Annotated in this window: 22 protein-coding genes; 2 read left to right on the top strand and 20 right to left on the bottom strand. The window is 53.7% G+C overall.

The features are described from left to right. From A3220_RS10310 to A3220_RS10270, 10 genes are all read right to left on the bottom strand, one after another. A partial coding sequence (locus tag A3220_RS10310; protein ID WP_062374715.1) for a sulfite exporter TauE/SafE family protein occupies nt 1–554 on the bottom strand: 554 nt, incomplete at its 3' end. Further along, nucleotides 555–1,097: a protein-disulfide reductase DsbD N-terminal domain-containing protein gene (locus tag A3220_RS10305; protein WP_062374714.1), complete on the bottom strand. Its 543-nt coding sequence runs from the start codon at nt 1,095–1,097 to the stop codon at nt 555–557. Next, nucleotides 1,094–1,906: a prolipoprotein diacylglyceryl transferase gene (gene lgt, locus A3220_RS10300; RefSeq protein WP_008958484.1), complete on the bottom strand. Its 813-nt coding sequence runs from the start codon at nt 1,904–1,906 to the stop codon at nt 1,094–1,096. The genes A3220_RS10305 and lgt overlap by 4 nt, the downstream gene beginning before the upstream one ends. A 67-nt stretch (nt 1,907–1,973) precedes the next feature. Further along, nucleotides 1,974–2,501 carry a DsbE family thiol:disulfide interchange protein gene (locus tag A3220_RS10295; protein WP_035586998.1) on the bottom strand — a complete coding sequence of 176 codons (528 nt, stop codon included), beginning with the start codon at nt 2,499–2,501 and terminating at the stop codon, nt 1,974–1,976. 89 nt (nt 2,502–2,590) lie between these two features. Further along, nucleotides 2,591–3,268 (bottom strand): TVP38/TMEM64 family protein, encoded by a 678-nt coding sequence (locus A3220_RS10290; RefSeq protein WP_008958486.1) that lies wholly within the window; start codon nt 3,266–3,268, stop codon nt 2,591–2,593. Nucleotides 3,269–3,330: 62 nt separating this feature from the next. Continuing rightward, on the bottom strand, nt 3,331–4,161 hold the full coding sequence (gene dsbG, locus A3220_RS10285; RefSeq protein ID WP_008958487.1) for a thiol:disulfide interchange protein DsbG: 831 nt from the start codon (nt 4,159–4,161) through the stop codon (nt 3,331–3,333). 65 nt (nt 4,162–4,226) lie between these two features. After that, nucleotides 4,227–4,355 carry a hypothetical protein gene (locus A3220_RS18170; protein WP_269474880.1) on the bottom strand — a complete coding sequence of 43 codons (129 nt, stop codon included), beginning with the start codon at nt 4,353–4,355 and terminating at the stop codon, nt 4,227–4,229. Nucleotides 4,356–4,388: 33 nt separating this feature from the next. After that, nucleotides 4,389–6,863, bottom strand: coding sequence for a heavy metal translocating P-type ATPase (locus A3220_RS10280; RefSeq protein ID WP_062374712.1), 2,475 nt, complete (start codon nt 6,861–6,863; stop codon nt 4,389–4,391). Nucleotides 6,864–6,943: 80 nt separating this feature from the next. Beyond that, nucleotides 6,944–7,351 (bottom strand): heavy metal-responsive transcriptional regulator, encoded by a 408-nt coding sequence (locus A3220_RS10275; protein WP_044630734.1) that lies wholly within the window; start codon nt 7,349–7,351, stop codon nt 6,944–6,946. Between the two features lie 71 nt (nt 7,352–7,422). Continuing rightward, nucleotides 7,423–8,058, bottom strand: a complete 636-nt coding sequence (locus A3220_RS10270; RefSeq protein ID WP_008958491.1) for a peroxiredoxin — start codon at nt 8,056–8,058, stop codon at nt 7,423–7,425. A gap of 247 nt (nt 8,059–8,305) precedes the next feature. Here A3220_RS10270 and A3220_RS10265 point away from each other — a divergent pair, with 247 nt between their 5' ends. Both A3220_RS10265 and A3220_RS16925 read left to right on the top strand, forming a co-directional pair. Then, nucleotides 8,306–9,028 (top strand): cytochrome c biogenesis protein CcdA, encoded by a 723-nt coding sequence (locus A3220_RS10265; protein ID WP_022522193.1) that lies wholly within the window; start codon nt 8,306–8,308, stop codon nt 9,026–9,028. A 420-nt stretch (nt 9,029–9,448) separates the two neighbouring features. Further along, nucleotides 9,449–9,778 carry a four-helix bundle copper-binding protein gene (locus A3220_RS16925; RefSeq protein WP_074211541.1) on the top strand — a complete coding sequence of 110 codons (330 nt, stop codon included), beginning with the start codon at nt 9,449–9,451 and terminating at the stop codon, nt 9,776–9,778. 485 nt (nt 9,779–10,263) lie between these two features. On the opposite strand, the gene A3220_RS10260 is transcribed toward A3220_RS16925, so the two are convergent. From A3220_RS10260 to tnpA, 10 genes are all read right to left on the bottom strand, one after another. Next, nucleotides 10,264–11,433 carry a DcaP family trimeric outer membrane transporter gene (locus tag A3220_RS10260; protein ID WP_062374710.1) on the bottom strand — a complete coding sequence of 390 codons (1,170 nt, stop codon included), beginning with the start codon at nt 11,431–11,433 and terminating at the stop codon, nt 10,264–10,266. Between the two features lie 92 nt (nt 11,434–11,525). Beyond that, nucleotides 11,526–12,779, bottom strand: coding sequence for an IS256 family transposase (locus tag A3220_RS10255; protein WP_062374709.1), 1,254 nt, complete (start codon nt 12,777–12,779; stop codon nt 11,526–11,528). A 213-nt stretch (nt 12,780–12,992) separates the two neighbouring features. Next, nucleotides 12,993–13,403: a hypothetical protein gene (locus A3220_RS17250; protein WP_128082418.1), complete on the bottom strand. Its 411-nt coding sequence runs from the start codon at nt 13,401–13,403 to the stop codon at nt 12,993–12,995. 132 nt (nt 13,404–13,535) lie between these two features. After that, entirely contained in the window at nt 13,536–14,120 is a 585-nt protein-coding gene (locus A3220_RS10250; RefSeq protein ID WP_249934499.1) for a copper resistance protein B, read from the bottom strand. Then, the gene (locus A3220_RS17960; protein ID WP_252860452.1) at nt 14,086–14,307 is read right to left on the bottom strand and encodes a hypothetical protein; all 222 of its coding nucleotides are present in this window, start codon (nt 14,305–14,307) and stop codon (nt 14,086–14,088) included. Before A3220_RS17960 ends, A3220_RS10250 begins: the two co-directional genes overlap by 35 nt. 9 nt (nt 14,308–14,316) lie before the next feature. Beyond that, a complete protein-coding gene (locus A3220_RS10245) occupies nt 14,317–16,167 on the bottom strand; it encodes a copper resistance system multicopper oxidase (protein WP_062374707.1) in 1,851 nt (616 codons plus the stop codon). 68 nt (nt 16,168–16,235) lie between these two features. Further along, nucleotides 16,236–17,570 (bottom strand): sensor histidine kinase, encoded by a 1,335-nt coding sequence (locus tag A3220_RS10240; protein WP_062374706.1) that lies wholly within the window; start codon nt 17,568–17,570, stop codon nt 16,236–16,238. After that, nucleotides 17,557–18,222 carry a response regulator transcription factor gene (locus tag A3220_RS10235; protein ID WP_062374704.1) on the bottom strand — a complete coding sequence of 222 codons (666 nt, stop codon included), beginning with the start codon at nt 18,220–18,222 and terminating at the stop codon, nt 17,557–17,559. The genes A3220_RS10240 and A3220_RS10235 overlap by 14 nt, the downstream gene beginning before the upstream one ends. A 14-nt stretch (nt 18,223–18,236) precedes the next feature. After that, on the bottom strand, nt 18,237–18,770 hold the full coding sequence (locus tag A3220_RS10230; protein WP_054641625.1) for a plastocyanin/azurin family copper-binding protein: 534 nt from the start codon (nt 18,768–18,770) through the stop codon (nt 18,237–18,239). Nucleotides 18,771–19,049: 279 nt separating this feature from the next. Further along, nucleotides 19,050–19,324: IS200/IS605 family transposase (tnpA, locus tag A3220_RS16920; RefSeq protein ID WP_089675487.1), on the bottom strand; the 275-nt coding region annotated here is incomplete at its 5' end.

The raw sequence follows: 19,324 nt of genomic DNA, 5'->3' as shown, positions 1-19,324 counted from the left end.
AAGGTGCCGAGCCCAAAGGCCCCCATCATCGCGGCGGCACGCAATGGCTCGGCTACAGCAAGACTCCAGGCCAGCATCGAATAGATTAGCCCACAGGGCATCCAGCCCCATAGCGAGCCAAGTGCGAATGCTTGGGGTACTTTTACAACAGGCATCAAGCGACGGCCTATTGGTTCGATGCGGCGCCACAGGACGCGCCCCAGTGCCTCGATACGTAGCAAGCCCTTCCACCAGTTGGCGATATACAGTGCCATTAGTATCAACATGACCGCCGCCAGGATACGCAACACCAGGGCGAAGCTGTCCAGTGCATGGTTGAGCACGGAACCGAGCAGGGCCACCAAGGCACCAGCGATCATGTAGCTGCTGATACGACCTAAATTATAGCCGAGCAACAGACCTGCTAAACGCCTCGGCTGTCGCATGCTGGGGGGCACAGCAAAGGTCAGGGCACTCATGATGCCGCCACACATGCCGATACAGTGCGCGCCCCCCAGCAAGCCGAAGACGAAGGCCGCCGCCAGCGGCGGCAGGCTCATGTCGGCGGGATTCATTTAAGGGGCTCCTTTGGAGCTACCCGCCGTATCACGGGAGGGGCTGATAGTGAAGGCCGCCGGAGGCGAACCGTACGATGAGACGAGTTCGACCTGTTCGGGTGGATAGCAGAGTCCTTGGTTGGAACAGCCCTGAAAGGTCACCATGATGGCCAGCGGCCCGGTAACGGTGTCGCTCGCCTCTATGGGCGCACTCACCAACACCTGATCGTAGAAAACGTTAATGTTCCCTAAAGACGCGTGCGACATTGGCTCGCCAGGCGGCAAAGCCAACTCACCGAAATTGATATCTTGAGAGAGACTCTCAATCGCGAACTGATGCCGGTGAAGGTAGTAATTTTCGGCGGCGGTGAAGCCGATATAAACTCGATCATCGTCTCGCCAGGCGGTGGTTCGGAAGGCTTCTTTAGCCGGTAGAAAGTCACGTTGGGGCGAACGGTTAAAGGGGGAACTTTTGTCACCAACCTCAAACATCTCTTCACGTGCCGCTACCGGGGTGACTATAAAGAGTGCCACCGTTAGAAAAGCGAAGACTTGTTTCATGAGTTTAACGCCGCCTTTGGCTTATCCATTGGCTGACCTCTGGACCAAGCGACCAGAGCAAAGCCCGCGACGATCATTGGTAGTGTCAGTAGCTGCCCCATGGTTAACCAGCCAAAAGCGATGAATCCCAACTGAGGGTCGGGGAGGCGCACGAACTCTACGATGAAACGGAAGGCTCCATACAGAAGCAGGAACAGCCCAGAGATGAGGCCCCGCTGACGTGGTCGGCGCGATAGCCACCACAGCACGGCAAACAACACGACACCTTCAAGGGCAAACTCGTAGAGAGCCGAAGGATGCCGTGGCTCTGGGCCCAGCTCCATCATGGATGGAAACACCATTGCCCAAGGTACATCACTAACTCTCCCCGGTAACTCGTGATTGATGAAGTTCCCGAGGCGACCCGCTCCCAGGCCGATGGGGACTAACGGAGCAATGAAGTCGGTCAGTTGAATAAAAGCCAGTTGATGTTTGCGAGCAAACAGCCAGGCAGCCACTAACACACCGGCAAGGCCGCCATGAAAGCTCATGCCTCCTTCCCAGATTTTTAGTAACCAAAGGGGGTTGGCTTGCAGTTGTTCGAGCCCGTAAAACAGTGCATAGCCAAGGCGGCCGCCAACGATGATGCCGATGGCGGCGTAGAAGATCAGGTCGCCTATATCATCGTGGCTTAGGCCGAGTCGGTGGGCGCGACGCCGACCCAACCACCAAGCGGCCACTAGCCCGATTACATACATTAAGCCATACCAGTGAATCTGAAGAGGGCCTATGGCGATGGCGATCGGGTCGATTTGAGGGTATTGCAGCATGTATCTTCCTTAATCAATCGTTACTGTTGGAGTCATCAACAAAAATTATTGCGTCTTAAGAGCCGTTTTATCGTTTCCACTTCTCGACTTCCTGGATGACTCGCTCAACATCTTCAGAAGTTATGTAACCTGTATGTTTGTAACGAATAGTGCCCTCGGTATCGACCAGATAGCTTTCGGGTGCGCCATAAACACCTAGCTCAAAACCTAGGTTACCCTCTGGATCAAAAATATTGACTTCGAAAGGATTCCCAAACTCGTCAAGAAACTCGAGTCCCTTTGCCTGGGTATCCTTGTAGTTGATGCCAACCAAGCGGACGCCTCGCGCGGCTAAGTCCAATAACTGCGGCATTTCATGCTTGCAAGTGGGGCACCACTCTCCCCAAACATTGACCAATGTCACCTTATCTTTAAAAAGAGATTCATCAACGACCCTTGAGGGGTCTTCCAGCGTCGTCAGGTTGAAGGCCGGAAACGGCTGAGCTAACAAGGGGGAATCTCTGGCGCTAGGATCCATTGATAAGCCCTGATAAAAGAAAAAGCTCAAACCAAAAAAGCCCAATAGGGGTAAAAATAGCAATGTCCGAGATTTCACGTATACGTCTCACAGGTAGTAGCGGGTAAGTGCCTGCTGAGCATTGTTAGTGCTTACGGAAGTTGATTTGGAGCACTAGGTTGCATCGGTCATGGCTTCCGAGCCCATAGGCGTTTCGCCAGCAGCGGCAGCAATGTGATGCCACTGATGAGGACCAGCGCGATCGTGAGACCACGGGAGTCGGCGGTAATTAGCACTTCGCCGAACTTGACGATCAGATACGCCGTGGGGATTACGCCGGCCAATGTGGCGATCAAAAAGCGCCAGAAGGACAGGGGTGTAATACCTGCCGCGTAGCTGATGGCATCAAACGAAATGAAGGGCACCAATCGGGATGCAAAAACGATGAGCATCAAGCCGGTTTGAGAGCGTTCCTTCCCCAGCCAGTTAAGGATGGGACGCGTACGCGACCAGCGTTGCATTACCTCATAGCCGAGCAAACGAGCAATGCAGAAAGCGAGCAGAGCGCCGGCTTCGGCACCGATAACGACATAGGCCGTTCCCCAAACTGGGCCGTAGATCGCACCGGCCACCATGGCAATCGGACCACTGGGGATCGGGCTCATGACAATGGCCGTAATCATCATAAAGATGATGGCCAATGGCCCCCAGACGCCCAACCCATCAACCCATTCACGCAAGGCCTGCTTATCGGTCAAGACCGACAAGGCGCCGGTCTCCATCAGGATCCAATAGAGGGACGCCAAGCCCATCAGTAGAGAGAGCCCCAAAAAGAGCTTTTGCTTTACACTAAGCTTGGTTGCCATGTCCATCTCAGTTGTGGGGAGCAGGGAGACATGTCATCTCAGCCCTGTACCGTGATGGAGTATCATTCAACACCCAATATTTCGCGAAGCTGGTCGGTCGACACTGCACCATTGATACGCTGTACTTTCCCGGCTTCATCACGGTAGTAGCTGGTCGGCGTCCCTGTAGCACCGGCCTCGCGCATGATCTGGGCATGCTTTCTGAGCAGCGCTTGACTCTCCTCCGACGGCTCCACCGGTTTTATGCCGCCATTGCGAAATTCCAATTCATGGGTTTCGAGAGCGCTAGCCGGATTGTCGGCTTCAAGGATTGCGGCAGCTTTGCGAAGACTGTCCTCTGATAGCACGCCGACCAGCACGTGACGAAGCTGTAGTACGCCTTGCTCGATTAGCGGGCGTGAATTCTTCCAGAGTGCGTTGCAGTAGGGGCAGTTGGGGTCTGTTAGTGTGTAAACAATATGCGATGCATCATCATTCCCCTCCGAGATAAAACGAGTGTTTTCAAACGCACTCCAGGCAGCTTCCAGCATGGGTTCCAGCACCAGAGCCTGAAGCTGGCTTTCCATGACGGCATTGCCCTGGGGGTCGATTAACGTACCAATGACGGCATAGTCGGAAGAGGAAGAAATATAAGCCGCCATAGGCTCATTATCATAAGACAAGGCATAGCCTTGGAGGTCGTCAGGCGCTTCGAAGATGCCATGGAATGTGAACCCTTGATCCACCAACACGGTAATCGTCTTGGGCAAGGGAGACTCAGTATTAGCGGCAATGCCGGCCTGATGACTCTCATTGGCATCGGTTCCTGCTTCCTGCGCCAACGCAGGCAACGTAATAAGACCTAACAGACCTGCAGCGGCTAGGTAATAAGTAGAATGTAGGATATGCCTCATGAATGCTCTCTTTATCAATTACTGTTTTTCCAAGGGATTAGGTCGATCACATTTACTGGCTGGTTTTAGTGCTTCTTATTAAAAAACAGGTGCTTGATAAGCGCAGCAACACCAAGCCCCAGTGCAATAATCAACAAGATCGCTATTAGGCCCATCCCCGCCATACCCCACATGCAACTATCACTTCCCATCATTTTGAATTCCTCTTTAACACTACGGTGTTTGGTTTAGGCGCGATGAACAGCATCGTTTGGACGTGGTGTGGCATTGCCGGTATCTGGCGTGAAACGGCGTAGCCGCAACGAGTTAGTCAGCACAAAGACACTGGAAACGCTCATGGCCGCCGCCGCCAGCATGGGGCTGAGCAATACGCCGATGAACGGATAGAGCATGCCCGCCGCCACGGGGATTAGCGCTACGTTGTAGCCATAGGCCCAGACGAAATTGCTGATAATGGTCCGGTGGGTGCGCTTGGAGAGCGCCGTGGCATTGACGATGCCTCGCAAATCGCCACTCATCAGCACCACATCGCCGGACTCGATGGCGATATCGGTGCCAGTACCGATCGCAATGCCCACGTCGGCCTGGGCCAAAGCGGGTGCATCGTTGATCCCGTCCCCCACAAAAGCGACACGCTTGCCCTCCGCCTGGAGACGCCGGATCTCTGCCGCTTTCTGGTCGGGCAGCACCTCAGCGAGAACCTGCTGGATGCCAACCTGTCGGGCGATAGCATCGGCAGTGGCACGGTTATCGCCGGTGAGCATGGCCACCTCCAACCCTTGCGCTTTGAGTGCTGTGATAGCGTCGGCAGAGCCCTCCTTGAGGGGATCCGCCACCGCGATGACTGCAGCAAGCTGACCGTCTACCGCGGCATAGAGCGGGCTCTTGGCGTTCTCGGCAAACACCTTGGCGCGTGTTTCTGCCTGGCCGAGCTCGATTTCCAGCCGATGCATGTAACGATCAGCTCCCACATGTACCAAGCGGCCGTCGACCTCGGCTTCAATGCCGTAGCCAGGCTCGGCACTAAAGCGACTGACCGAGGGTAATTCCAGCCCACGGGCCTTGGCGCCCTGTACAATAGCTTCGGCGATGGGGTGCTCGCTTTGAGCTTCCACTGCCGCGACCAGTCGCAGCACGTCGTTTTCATGACCGTTAATTGCTTCGAAGTCGGTCAGTTCGGGGCGCCCCTGGGTCAAAGTGCCGGTCTTGTCCAGCACCACCGTATTCATCTTGGCCAGCGTCTCAAGCGCCGCCCCTTTGCGAAATAGCACTCCCATCTCGGCCCCTTTCCCGGTACTGACCATGATGGCCGTTGGGGTAGCCAGGCCCATCGCACAGGGGCAGGCAATTAGCAGTACACTAACGGTAGTGACGAAGGCAAAGGACAAAGACGGCGACGGTCCGAAAGCGAACCAGAGTGCAAAGGTAATCGCGGCGATAGCGATGACCACGGGTACAAACACACCGGCAACCTTGTCGGCTAATTGCTGAATTGGGGGCTTCTCCGCCTGGGCCGTTTCCACCATCTTGACGATCTGCGACAAGACAGTGTCGGCACCGACTCGCGTGGCCCGAAAGGTAAGTGCACCGTTCTTGTTGATAGTGCCACCGACGACTTCGGAATCCTTCTGTTTGACGACCGGCACTGGCTCACCGCTGATCATCGACTCATCAACGTAGGAGTGGCCCTCCTCAACGATGCCATCTACTGGAACACGCTCCCCTGGGCGAACCAAAATACGATCGCCCGTGACGACGGCGTCGATAGGCAGCTCGACGGTTTCATCCTCACGGATGACGCGGGCAGTTTTCGCCTGTAATTGCAGAAGCTTCTTGATAGCTTCGGAGGTGCGGCCCTTGGCAATGTGTTCAAAATAGCGACCGAGCAGAATTAGCGTCACGATGACCGCCGCCGCTTCGAAATAGCTCACGGCGGTTCCGACGGGGAAGAGCGCGGGCACCAGCAGGGCGGCGACCGAATAGAAATAGGCAGCGCTCGATCCGATCATAACGAGGCTGTTCATGCCCGGATTAAAATGCCGGAGTTCGGCGAAGCCGACGCGATAGAAGCGTGCACCAGCATAGAACTGCACCGGTGTGGCCAATAACCACTCAACGCCCATCCAGCCGCGATGCGGCATTAGACTCGTCAAAAGCGTGTCAAAGGCGGGAATCATTTTCCCCATGGCGATGATGACCACCGGAATCGTAAATATTGCCGCGAGCACGACTCGGCGGCGAAGCTCGGCTCTCTCCCGGTCCTCGCTGTCCGTTGATGGCGGCGTATCGGTATCCTGTGGTTCATAGCCTGCTTCGCGGATGGCATGCTGAATACGCGGTAACGAAACGGCTCCCGGCAGGAAACGAACGAAGGCTTTTTGGGTGGCGAGGTTGACACTTACTTCCACCATGCCGGGCAGCTTCGTTAGCGTTCGCTCTATCCGAGAGACACACGATCCGCAACTCATGCCGGTGATGGGAATGTCGAGACTTTCCACCACCGGCTGATAGCCCGCCGTTTCAATGGCGTTGAGTAGGCTAGTGGTCGCGGTACCTGCTTCGACCTGGATAGCCGCCTTCTGTGCGGCGAGGTTCACTTGAGCGTTGATCACGCCTGGCTGCTGGCTGAGTGCGCGCTCCACACGCCCAACACAGGAAGCACAGGACATACCACGAATCTCGATATCGACGTATTGCGCCATAATGACGATCTCCCTGTTAATTTATCGACGACCCGGTAGGCAAACTTGATTCCCATGTTCGCTATCGAGAAAATGCCCGATCATTCAGTCTGCTCAGCGATAGCTTCAACAATCGGGCAGCCTTCCTGCATAGGCCCTTCGCCTGCACACTCACTCAATGTTTTCGATAATACGGCTTCAATCCGCGTGAGGTGCTTGATCTGCTCGCGCACCTTGTGCAGCTTCTCCCCGGCGATGCGTTTAGCTTGCGCCCGGTCGCCATTAGCATCCTGAAGCATTAGCAGCTCCCGAATCTCTTGCAGCGTGAAGCCCCACTGCTTGGCATGGACGATAAACTGCAACCGATCCACAGCTTCCAGTGGGTAACGCCGATAGTTGGCATCGGTCCTCCTCGGAGGAGGCATAAGTCTCTCTTTTTCGTAGAATCGAATCGCCTGGCTAGCGACCCCGCTTCGTTCGGCAAGCTCGCCGATACTTAGTGTTTGCATAGCGTTACCTCACGACATTATTAATCCAAGCTTCTGGCAGCCTGACTCAACGAATCTACCGGTCGGGGCTCCTATTGCTCCGGTTGGCGCACGACCCTAAGGTAGGGCGTCTTGGTGTTCCAGCCTTCGGGAAAGTGTTGCCTAGCGTCATCATTCGATAGCGATGGCGAGATGATGACATCGTCACCATTTTGCCAGTCAACGGGGGTGGCCACTTTGTGCTTGTCAGTTAGCTGAAGCGAATCGAGAACCCGCAGTATCTCGTCGACATTACGTCCTGTGCTGGGTGGATACGTCAAAGTGAGACGAATTTTCTTGTCAGAATCGATGATGAAGACCGTACGCACCGTCAGTTTGGGGTCGGCTTTGGGATGGATCATTCCATAAAGCTTCGCTACCACCTGATCTTCGTCAGCCAGCAAGGGGTAGTTCAGGGCCGTGCCCTGAGTCTGTTCAATATCCCCCGCCCAGTCGTGGTGAGAGCTGAGGGGATCCACCGAAACCCCAACCAGTTTGGCACCCCGCTGGGTGAATTCGTTCTTTCGCTTGGCAAACGCGCCCAGTTCTGTGGTGCATACTGGCGTAAAATCAGCGGGGTGCGAGAACAGCACCGCCCAGCTGTCGTCAAGCCATTGGTGAAAGTTGACCGTGCCTTGCGTGGATTCGATCGTGAAGTTTGGTGCTGTCTCGCCCAGTTGTAGCGCCATGGAAATGTCCTCATGTCATTCATTGAGTAGCCACCATAACTTTGAAGTCAACTTTAAGGTCAAGCTTGATGTGTAATATTTGCAATTCGATAGGAGACAAATAATTTGTCAATAAAGGTTGACCTTAAAGCAGCTGTAAGCCTTAAAATTCTTACGGCGTTAAAATGGATATGATAGGAGGTAGCACCATGGGATTGGTATCAATACCCTTGTTGGCCGTCTCCATAACTTAAGTTGCGATAACACATTGGAATCTCTCTCTTCCATCGGCTTGGTCGGCGCCTTTATCGGCGGATTGGTCTCCTTCTTCTCGCCCTGCACGCTGCCCCTGTTACCGGCCTACCTGTCGGTGGTCACAGGCGGTAGTGCCGGTAAAGCCGACAGGCGGTTAGAGGCATTGACCCTCAGTGCCTTCTTCGTCTTCGGCTTCAGCATCGTGTTCATCCTACTCGGGCTCGGCGCCAGTAGTATCGGGCAACTGATGCGAGGGTATCGCCAAGAATTCAACTGGGTTGCCGGCTCGGCGGTGATCGTGCTGGGCCTCTTTATGACCGGCGTGTTCCGATTGCCGCTTTTCCAGCGTACCTTTCAGTTCACCCCCAATGTCCAGGGTGGCTCTCCGCTTTCGGCTACTGTGTTCGGGGTATCTTTTGCCATCGGCTGGACGCCCTGTATCGGCCCCATCCTGGGCGCCATCTTGATGGCCACGTCCAATGCTGCTAGTGCCCAGGCTGGAATGATATATCTCAGTGCCTACTCGGCAGGACTGGCGCTACCTTTTCTTGCCAGCACTTTACTGATTAACCGATTCGCTCTGCATCGGCAAAGCCTAGGAAGGTGGAGCGCCTATGCTCGCCCCGTGGCGGGCACGGTTGTGATCCTGATGGGCATCGCCATCGTCTCGGGTACCATGACGCGGCTTTCCAGTATCATGGTCGACCTTTTTCCCTCCCTGGCGACCCTGGGGTAGCCAGGCCGTCAGAGAAGTAGAGATTAATTTTCATACTGACTCCTTAGGAAGCTTATTAGGCTGAGCTAGTCTCCTAAAAGGAGATTATTTTTATAAAGCTTAGAACTTGATTCCTCTCATTATTAATTTAGTTTTCTCACCTACTTACTTTAATTAGGGGCTTCGTGGCGAGCTAACTTCCAGGCGCAGCGAATGCTGCAGTATTTTTTGAAAAACATTTACTATAGTAGGCCTTCCTGAATCTTAACTGAATAATAAAAAATTATTGGCAAGTAGCGCACAGCTACCTTTTTAACTTTATATTTCGTGAGTAGTTACCTGATTACCTTTCCTTGATTTTTCTTTTAGGTTGTTCTAGCTTTATTATGCCAAGCAAGAGCTATGGTGAATAAAATCTGATTTAATAAATGGAGAATCGAGATGAATTTTGGAAAATATGAGAATTGCATTGAAGCTTGTCACGTATGTGCAGCGTATTGTGACAAGTGTGCAACTGAGTGCCTAAAAGAAGACGACGTAAAAATGATGGCGGAATGTATTCGCCTTAAAATGCAATGTGCTCAAATTTGCCGGTTAGCCGCTTCATTCATGGCACAAGAAAGCGAGTTTGCGCACGAGATCTGCCGTCTATGTGCCGACATTTGTAAAAAGTGTGGTGATGAGTGTGCAAAACATGATGCAACCCATTGTCAAGAGTGTGCTCAAGCTTGTCATCGCTGCGCTGAAGAATGTGCCGCAATGGCCAGCTAAGCTTCAAACCAGCCGGGGCAAGCGCTCCGGCTCGACGTGAACTTCTATGGAGAAATTCATTTGCTTTAACTCAGGCTTTCAAATTATTGAGGTAATTATTTTGAAATAAACTCTAGTAGAAGCAAGCCTACTGCGAGCCTCTTTTAAGGAAACACTGCATAAATACGACCGTTGCTGCCTAAGTGCCACCGGCAGGGCAAAATACAGTTTTCCACTACCCGCCAGAGTTCTCGATGAAACAGATCTCGTTTGCTCAGGCTGAGCACCAGAACAATAAGAAGGTCACCCGCCGGGAAGTGTTCCCGACGCGACCCGGGAAGTGTTCCCGACGCGACTGATCTTTCTTATTCAGTTTAGTGACAGTGGTATTGTGGGTCGCCTGTTCGATCAGGCCCCACATGAAGTGACGAAGACCATAAAAAAAGCTTGGGCATACGCCCAAGCAATCGATCAAAACAGCTTCTCTGCTATGCTACTAACTCACCCTAGAAACTATACTGGGCAGCCACCATCACACGGCTCGCATCTTCTTCACGGCCATCGGCCAACTCCGTTTCGAAATAGCCGTACTCAATTCCGTACATCAAGCGTTCGTTGGGAGTCCACATCAGATTAAGAAATGTATTCTTGTTCTTTCTACCTGCATTCCCACCTACGGTAGGGTCGCCCAATTTGACATCGGTATAGCCATGGGACGCGTTCAGTGAATAGTGTGGTGATATTTGATAAGAAAGACCAAGGGCTCCGCTATCGCCAGATAGCGTTTGCAGCTTACCGTTGGTATCGACGTAGGCATCGGCACCGTTGAAGTAATCGCCAGACAGATAGAGGTAACTGTTCGCCCCCTCGCTGGCGTTCACGATCGCTCTCAAGGTCACCGGTCCGGCATGGTAGGCACCTGCGGCGAAGGCCCCATAGCCCATTTCCGTATCCTTCTCGCTGCCGGTATCGTACTTCAGCTGCCGGGCGATGCCGGCGATTGAGTAGGAAAAGTCACCCATACTATCTTCATAGCGCAGGCTCAACGCGGGCATCGATGATACGGCATCGTCATTATCTGGCAAGGAGGCGTCTTCAGGTAAGGAACCATCGATGTTCTCCGCCAGCTGTGCTTTTGGATCTTCCGCAGCTATCGAGAATCCTCCAATGGTGTAGCGCAACTGGGCAAGGCGCGTACCATAGCCACCATAGCTTCCCGCCGTGCTAAAGAAATCCAGTGTGGGCGTGGCGGCGACGAAGGTGTTGTAATTCGACCAGGTCTGCCCGGCAAGGATGCCATTCCAGGACCCATAGGCATGCCGTAGTCTGAAGCGCGTATTGTCATCGTTGTAGGACCAGAAGTCCCCTTCGATAACGGTGTCTAGCGTGCTCCCCTCGACAGGCGTGCTGGTTCGAAAGCCAATGCGGCTCTGGGTGGCGGATATCTGAAACTGATCACCGACCTTACCTTCCGACCTTTCGACTTCTCCAAAGTAACCTTCGTTTGCCGATCCGGCATCCCGATCGAAGTTGTAAGCCATGTTCAGCCTGGCGTAGCCATAAAGACTCACGGTGGTCTCTCCCGATTGGATTTCCAGGGCCGAAACATACGTCGAGCCGATTGCCAAGGCCATAACCGTCATGCTGACCAAGGGAATCTTCTTGTTATTCCACATGATGACACCTCTTTATGAATTGTCTTGTTTTTACGCCGATTGCGGCACTATAAAGTTAGCGAAGAGTTATTGTCAAATCTGGTGTATGACCATCAGGCGGCGTCTCTGCCAGTTTGATCATCCACCTGCTCTCCATCCCGAAACTGGACGTTGTCCACGACCAGCTTCAGTTGGTCGAACCCCTTGATCCGCTTCCAGCGTTTTTGGGCGGATTGGAGTAATTTGAACACCATCGATAAGGTGGTGTCGCGAGAGCCGCAGGATCGGCTCTGCTTGGTTCTTAACCGCACGGTGGCGAAGGTGGATTCAATCGGATTGGTGGTCCGCAAGTGAATCCAGTGAATGGCCGGGAAATCGTAGAAGGCCAACAGCTCGTCCCGGTCCTTCTCAAGGTTTTCCATGGCCTTCGGGTACTTGTCCTGAAACCGCTTCAACGTGCTGTCAAAGGCCTTGTGTGCGCTGTCACGGGTCTCCGCCAGATAGATCTCGTGCAAGGCTGACTTCACTTTCGGTTGTACTGACTTGGGCAGCTTGTCCAGTACGTTAGCGGTCTTGTGCACCCAGCACCGCTGGTGCCGGGTTTCCGGAAACACCTTGCTCAGCGCTTTCCAGAAGCCCAGAGCCCCGTCGCCTACGGCCAGCTTGGGCGCATGATCCAGGCCACGTTCCCGCAAGCCAGTGAGCAGCTCACGCCAGCTGGCTTCAGACTCCCGGTGGCCATCTTCAACAGCCACCAGCTCCTTGTGGCCGTGCTCAGTGACCCCAATGATCACCAGCAGGCAGAGCCGGTCATCCAGGCGGACATTGCTGTAGACACCGTCCGCCCACCAGTAAACGTAGCGCTTCTGGCCCAGGTCACGGTGACACCACTCCTCGTGCTCCTTCAGCCACTGGGCCTTGAGCCGGGTCACCGTATTGGCGGACAACCCCTTGGCCTGCTCACCGACCAAGGCGTTCAGAGCCTCCTGAAAGTCGCCAGAGGAGACCCCTCGCAGGTAGAGCCAAGGGATGAGCTCATCCAGACTCCGAGCCCGCTTCAAGTACGGCGGCAGGAGCTGGCTGTTAAAGCGAATGCCGGAGCCGCTGCGGTCTCTGACCTTGGGCACCTGAACGTCAACATCCCCAACGCCTGTCTGGATTGTGCGCTTGGGTAGGTGTCCGTTGCGCACCACAGCTTGGCGCCCATCAGGTGTTGAAACATCGGCATACTGGTTCAGCAAGCCCTGAAGCTCCGACTCGACCGCCTTGGCAATCAGGTCACGGGCACCCTGACGGATCAGCTCGTGCAATGGGTCGGTGGTGGCCACCTCTGGTTGTGAAAGAGCGTGCAGGTTAGACTTGGACATGGCGTATCATTCCTCTGTTGGTTGTGATCTTGGCGGTGATCAACCAACAGGATACGCCACCCCTTCAGCCTGCTTCCATACACCAGAAATCACCATAGCTCGTTAGCGAAAATTCCTGAATTAAAGCTGAATTTGTTTGCCGAGATACTAGTTTTTCATAAAAAAGGTCAGCTCATGGCTGACCTTCTTAATTCATGTCAAGACTAAAGGATATCAATAGGCGACATGTAGTTCATAATAATGGTTATCATCACTGCCTCCCCTTGATCTTCCTGTTACCTCAAGCTGATAATTGCCCGGTTGCAGCTGACGAACAAGTTCGAAGTGCCCCCGTGGGCTGGAAGCTTCTGCTACCTTCTGTCCCGCCTCATTATAAAGAACAGCTGAAATGCGGTTGCCAGTGCTGGTAAATCCTGGAAAGTGCTCACTCACTACTTTCAGTGTAGTCGCTTGTTCAATGTTAATATTGAAACGCTTAGGTTGCCCCTGGGCAAGCATCTGTGTAGAAGATACGCCTCTTTCTAGTAAGGGAAGATTCTGTGTTGTATTGCCTAAGCTCGCTAATACAGGTGTAGAGAGGATACTTGCTACTACTGCACTAAAAACAATTGCTTTAATTTTCATGGTGGTTTACTCCGCTGGTTATTTACAATTTAATAATAACCTTAGAGTATGAGTTGAAGCTGAATTTAGTGGTTTATTAGCAAAAAAAAAACGCCACCTTTCGGTGGCGCAAGTTATAGAGTGCTTAACGATTTAAAATATTAACCTGACACCTGCCACCACGCCGGTATCTTCGGTATTATTCCCGCCAGCACGAGAAAGGTCAGCGGTATCGCCATACTCTTTTTCCCAGTAAGCGCCCACGTAAGGCGCAAAGCGTCTGGTCACTTCGTAGCCCAGGCGCATGCCGACACGCACTGAGTTAAGGCCCTTACCCACACCAAACTCCTTAACTTCGCTGGCAGCTACGGCAATTTCGGTACGCGGCTGTAGGTAGAGCCGCTGCGTCAGGCGCAGATCGTACTCGCTTTCCAGGCTGGCGGAGATATCGCCTTCATCGCTTATCATCAAGTCGAGATCGGTCTCGAAGCGATAGGGGGCGAGCCCCAATAGGCTGATGACGCCGAAATAGCGTTCGGGATAGTCATTCGTAGCGATACCGCCCTGATAACCGATGCCGCCCTGAAGTTCCCAGAAGTCGGCAATCAAACGACTATAAAGCAGGTTGAGGGACTCGAATTCTGCATCTTCGCCATCGCCCTGGACGTTTTGGCCTTCGCCTTCCACGTATAGGCGATTGAAATCACCGCCATACCAGGCCTGGAAATCCCAGACCAAGGCATCCCCCCCCCTTGTCGGGCGAAGCATATTCCAAGCGATCGACCCGTACCGTGGTCATCGGGTACTCCACGACCGGTGACGGCCAGCCGGCCGGGGCGTCATAGCCGTCTTCGGCTTGAGCAGTCGTGGCGGCGGCCATGCCGAGGGCGGCGCTGGCGAGGGTTAAGTAGTGCTTGGTTTTCATACTGCCTCCTTAAGAAACCTGAACAACGCGGAACATGCCGGCATCCATGTGATAGAGAAGGTGGCAGTGGAACGCCCAACTGCCCTCTGCATCTGCGGTGATCAACGCAGATACGCGCTCGCCGGGCTTCACATTTAGGGTGTGTTTGCGTGGTATCAATTCCCCTTGGCCGTTTTCCAGCTCCATCCACATGCCGTGGAGGTGGATAGGATGCTCCATCATGGTGTCGTTAATCAGAATTAGGCGCAGCCGCTCGTCTTTCACAAAATGAATAGGGCCCGTCACTTCGCTAAACTTCTTACCGTCGAACGACCATATATAACGCTGCATATTGCCGGTCAGGTGCAGCTCAAGCTCACGGCCTGGCTCACGGCGATCAGGCCATGGTGTGATCGCTTTGAGATCCCGGTAGACTAATATGCGTCGTTCGTCGGGGTCGATGCCGATGCCCGCCTGGTCGTAGCGAGAGCCGGGCTGGGCTTCACCAGCGAGAAGCAAACCATTTGCGCCTATTTTGGCCTGCTCGGCTGCCATCCCCCCCATAGTAGAGTGATCCATGCCTTGCATGTTGGACATACCGGAGTGATCCATCCCAGCCATGCTGGAATGATCCATCCCCGACATGTTGGACATGCCAGAGTGATCCATCCCCGACATGTTGGACATGCCAGAGTGATCCATCCCCGCCATGTTGGAGTGATCCATACCGCCCATACCCATGGCTTCCATGCCGCGGTCGGCAATTTGGCGGCGCTTGGGAATCTCCGCCTGCATGCCTTCACGCGGGGCTAGCGTGGCGCGAGCGTAGCCACTCCGATCCATGGCTTCGGCGAAGATGGTATAGGCTCGATCATCTTCTGGTGAAACAAGCACATCGTACGTTTCCGCCACGCCAATACGGAACTCATCAACAGGCACGGGTTGCACTGGCTGGCCATCGGCAGCAACGACGGTCATCTTCAAACCAGGTATACGTACATCAAAGTATGACATCGCTGAGCCGTTAATCACGCGTAGCCGCACCCGCTCACCGGCTTTGAACAGCGCATTCCAGTTTTCCTGGGGGGAGTGGCCGTTTAGCAGGTAAGTGTAAGTACTGCCGGTAACATCGGCGATATCCCTCGAGCTCATGCGCATTTTGGCCCACATACCGCGCATCTCGGCAGTTTGTGAGAAACCCTTTTCGCGAACATCGGCGAAAAAATCAGCAATCGTGCGCTCTTGGAAGTTGTAATAGCCATCTATCATGGATTTCAGATTACGAAATACCGACATGGGGTCTTCAAAGGTCCAGTCGGTGAGCAGTAGCACATGCTCACGGTCATAGCGGATGGGTTCGCGCTCGGCGGCGTCAATTATCAACGGCCCGGCGTGGCCGAGCTGTTCCTGCAAGCCGGAGTGGCTGTGGTACCAGTAGGTACCGTTCTGACGGACGGGAAAACGGTAGGTAAAGGTTTCACCAGGGGCGATACCTGCAAAGCTAACGCCAGGCACACCATCCATTTCCGGCGGTAGAATGAGACCATGCCAGTGGATGGAGGTGGGCTCGTCCAGCAGGTTGGTGACACGCAGTACTGCGTCTTGACCTTCTTTCAAACGAATCAGCGGGGCAGGACTGGTACCGTTAATGGTAATTGGTTGGGCTTCTTGTCCGTCAATAGGCAACGATTCACGGCGGATCGCCAGCGATACCTCGGGCCCTTCTTCAACGCCCTGAGCATAGACGTTGGTACGGCCCCAGGGGTTTGCCCAGGCGGGGGTTAATCCCATTGCCGCAGCGGAACCTATTCCTAGGGCAGCGCCGCCTTTTAGGACCTGCCGGCGAGAAAGCGGGTGAGAAATGATGCTTGAGCGTGCCATGTGTAACTCCCGTCAATGATGAACGGCACCATCTTGATGGAAGAAGCTGAATCAAAGCTGAATAGTGATTAATTAATCACTTCAACTGCAAGAGGCAACGTAACCGTAACGCGCAGTCCACCCAGTGGACTACGCTCAAAGCGCGAGTGCCCTGAGTAGCGGGCAATTAACTGCGCAAGAATCGACAGGCCTAAGCCGTAGCCGGGACGGCGTTCATCCAATCGTGTGCCACGCTCTCCCAAGCGCGAAAGATCTTCTTCTGCAACGCCGAAACCGTCATCATCAGTGGTGAGCGTGAGTGTGGTAGTGGAGACGGCAATATCGCAATTAATGCACCTATTCGACCATTTGCCAGCGTTATCGAGCACGATGCCTAATATTTCAGAAAAGTCGTGAGCCTCAATAGGCACTTGGTCTTTCTCGTGTGCCGAGTGGGTAAGGTTGAAAATGCGCTCAGGGTAAAGACTACGGAACATCTCGATGAGCCGTGAACTATCTCGCGTGACGTTCGCCATTCGACCCGCGTTAGGCCCTGCAATACGCGAACGACGCAGCTCTGCAGCTAACTGAGCGTTAATATCTTCAATACGACTGAGCAGTTTATGCCGTCGGTTTTCATCAATGGGCCGATTGCCGCGCAGTACTTGGGTAATTGCTGCCAGCGGGGTTTTTAATGCGTGTGATAGGTTGGCGACCGATTCTCGCGAGCGCTTTAGACGAAGATCGATGTCGTCCATGAACCAGTTCAACTGGTCGACTAATTCATCTAGCTCCGAAGGGGCTACTAATGACAAGCGATCTCGTTTGCCTGAGCGCAATGCTTCAAGTTGTTGGCGCAGTTGCCAGAGTGGTATGAGTCCACGGTTAACCGCCAGCATATTGAGTAAGATGAGCATCCCTAAAAGCACGGCGGCGATCCCACCAACCCACCAGTGCAAAGTTGCAAGCCCTGCTTCTACTTGGGAAAAATCCTCGCCCACCAATAGCACACCCTGCGTGCCCTGCCACTCAAAATGGCGGCGATAGACGAGCATGTGCTGCGTTCCGCGATTCACGTCTATTAGGGCATCACCGTTTTCTTCCAGCAATGGAGCCAGCTGTTGCTGCCATTGCGGGTCGGAAGCGCTGACCGAGCCATTGAAGCGGAGTACGTAGAGATGATGAAAGACTTGATAGCCTTGGCTAACCGAGTCGAGCGCAGTCGGTACAGCCGTTTGGTCTTGCTCTAGCTGCGCGACCGCGTGGTTTGCTTCACGTTGTAAGCGTTCACCTAAAAAATCTCTTGCCAGGCTCTGTAAAAAGATCCCATGCAATAGCCACGTGGTGACCACCACCAATAGCGCGACGCCGCCTAGCCATGCGAGCAGCCGAATGCGTAAACTGCGTCTATCAATGTGAAGCAAAGAAATACCCCTGACCGCGTCGCGTTTGAATGACTGATTTACCGAGATAACGACGCAGACGAGCGATATAGACTTCCACCAAGTTAGGTGCTGCAGCGTCCTGCTCCAAGGCATAGAGCTGCTCTAGTAGCTGATCTTTCGAGTGAATACGGTCTGGATGAAGCATTAAGTAGCGCAGTAATCGAAACTCCGTTGCTGTTAGCGAACGCCACGTTTCCCCTTCTAAGCACACACGTTGACCCGCCTCATCCAACGAGACACCGTTTAGCGTAATCACCTGAGATAACTGACCAGACTGCCTACGCAACAAGGCCTTCAGGCGGGCCATGAGTTCGGCTTCGTGGAAGGGCTTGGTGAGATAGTCATCGGCTCCCGTTTCAAGTCCAATCACTTTATCTTCCCAGGTATCGCGCGCCGTCAGGATCAAAATAGGCGTGTCGCGTTTTTGCCTGCGCCACTGGGCGAGCAGATCCAGCCCTGAGCCGTCGGGCAAACCGACATCTAAGATCGCCAGTTCATAATGCTCGGTTGCCATCAGCGACTTGGCCGCTTTCAAGGAAGCGGCCAAATCAACCAGGTAACCGTTGTCTTTGAGACTCTCTGCCAAGCTTTCCGCTAGCAAGTCATCATCTTCAAGTAGCAACAGTTTCATGGATATACGTCAGATTAGAGAGAAAAATTGCCGTACATGCCGGATTCATAATGACCAGGAATGTTACAGGCATACTCTAGCTCGTTAACATTGTCAGGGACACTCCATAATAAAGTCCCGGTTTCACCAGGCGCAATGGTGACACCTGCCATACTCATATTGGCCATATCGTGACCATCGCCGTTTGACATATTGGACATATCGTGGCCTTCACCGTGTGCCATATTTGACATGTCATGGCCTCCGCCATTGGCCATGTTTAGCATCATCTGGCGATGTTCTTCTTGGGCTTCTTTGCTACCAATCACAAATTCATGCTCTAAATTGCCGGTGTTGGTGATTTCAAATTTAACCACCTCCCCAGCCGCCAGTTCTAGCTCTTCAGGGTCGAACCACATATCGCCAGCCTCAAGGCTGATCGTGCGGTCAACGTCAGCCTCGGTTAGGCCATTGTCACCACTGCCTTGGCCGGGCGAAGCCCATGCCGCACTCGTTATCAAACTGAGTGAAAGGGCAAACAAAGACGTTGTTAAGGAGATGTTGCGCATGGTCATTTACCTCAGAGGTTATTGTCACTTGTTCTTTATACGGCGTTAACCTGAAACGAGCCTGAACCTAACGTAAAAATATGGCCTGCTACCCAAAAGCATTTCTAACATGATGATGGATCCTGCCCCCCCCCCCTGATTAGAGTCAACGCTGCAGCAATGACTTTTCGTCTTGTTGGTGCAATTGCCTATGGCAGCCTCCGCCTAAACCTCAGCAAAAACCCGCGTGAACCCTCGCCCACTCGGGCGGGGAGGTAAGCGGGGGCCGCACAAGCGGCCCTATTCTGGTGTCTTCTGTCCCTGCACATAAGCCTTGAGCGTCTCGATAGTGGCTCCGCCTGCGCTACAAGCGAAATACGATCTCGACCACAGCACGGCGCTCTTGCTGAGGCGCGGAATATGGGCATTCAAGAACCGCACCCGTCGGGACGACGTGGATTTCAAATTGTTGACCAGCACACTGATCGACAGCCTCGGCGGATATTCCACGAGCAGGTGAACATGGTCTTCTTCACCATCGAACTCAAGGATGCGGCAGTCGAGTTTTTCGCAAG

The organism is Halomonas sp. KX33721 (assembly GCF_001596805.1).
GTDB lineage: Bacteria > Pseudomonadota > Gammaproteobacteria > Pseudomonadales > Halomonadaceae > Vreelandella > Vreelandella aquamarina.
This window is presented reverse-complemented; position numbering and strand designations above follow the sequence as displayed.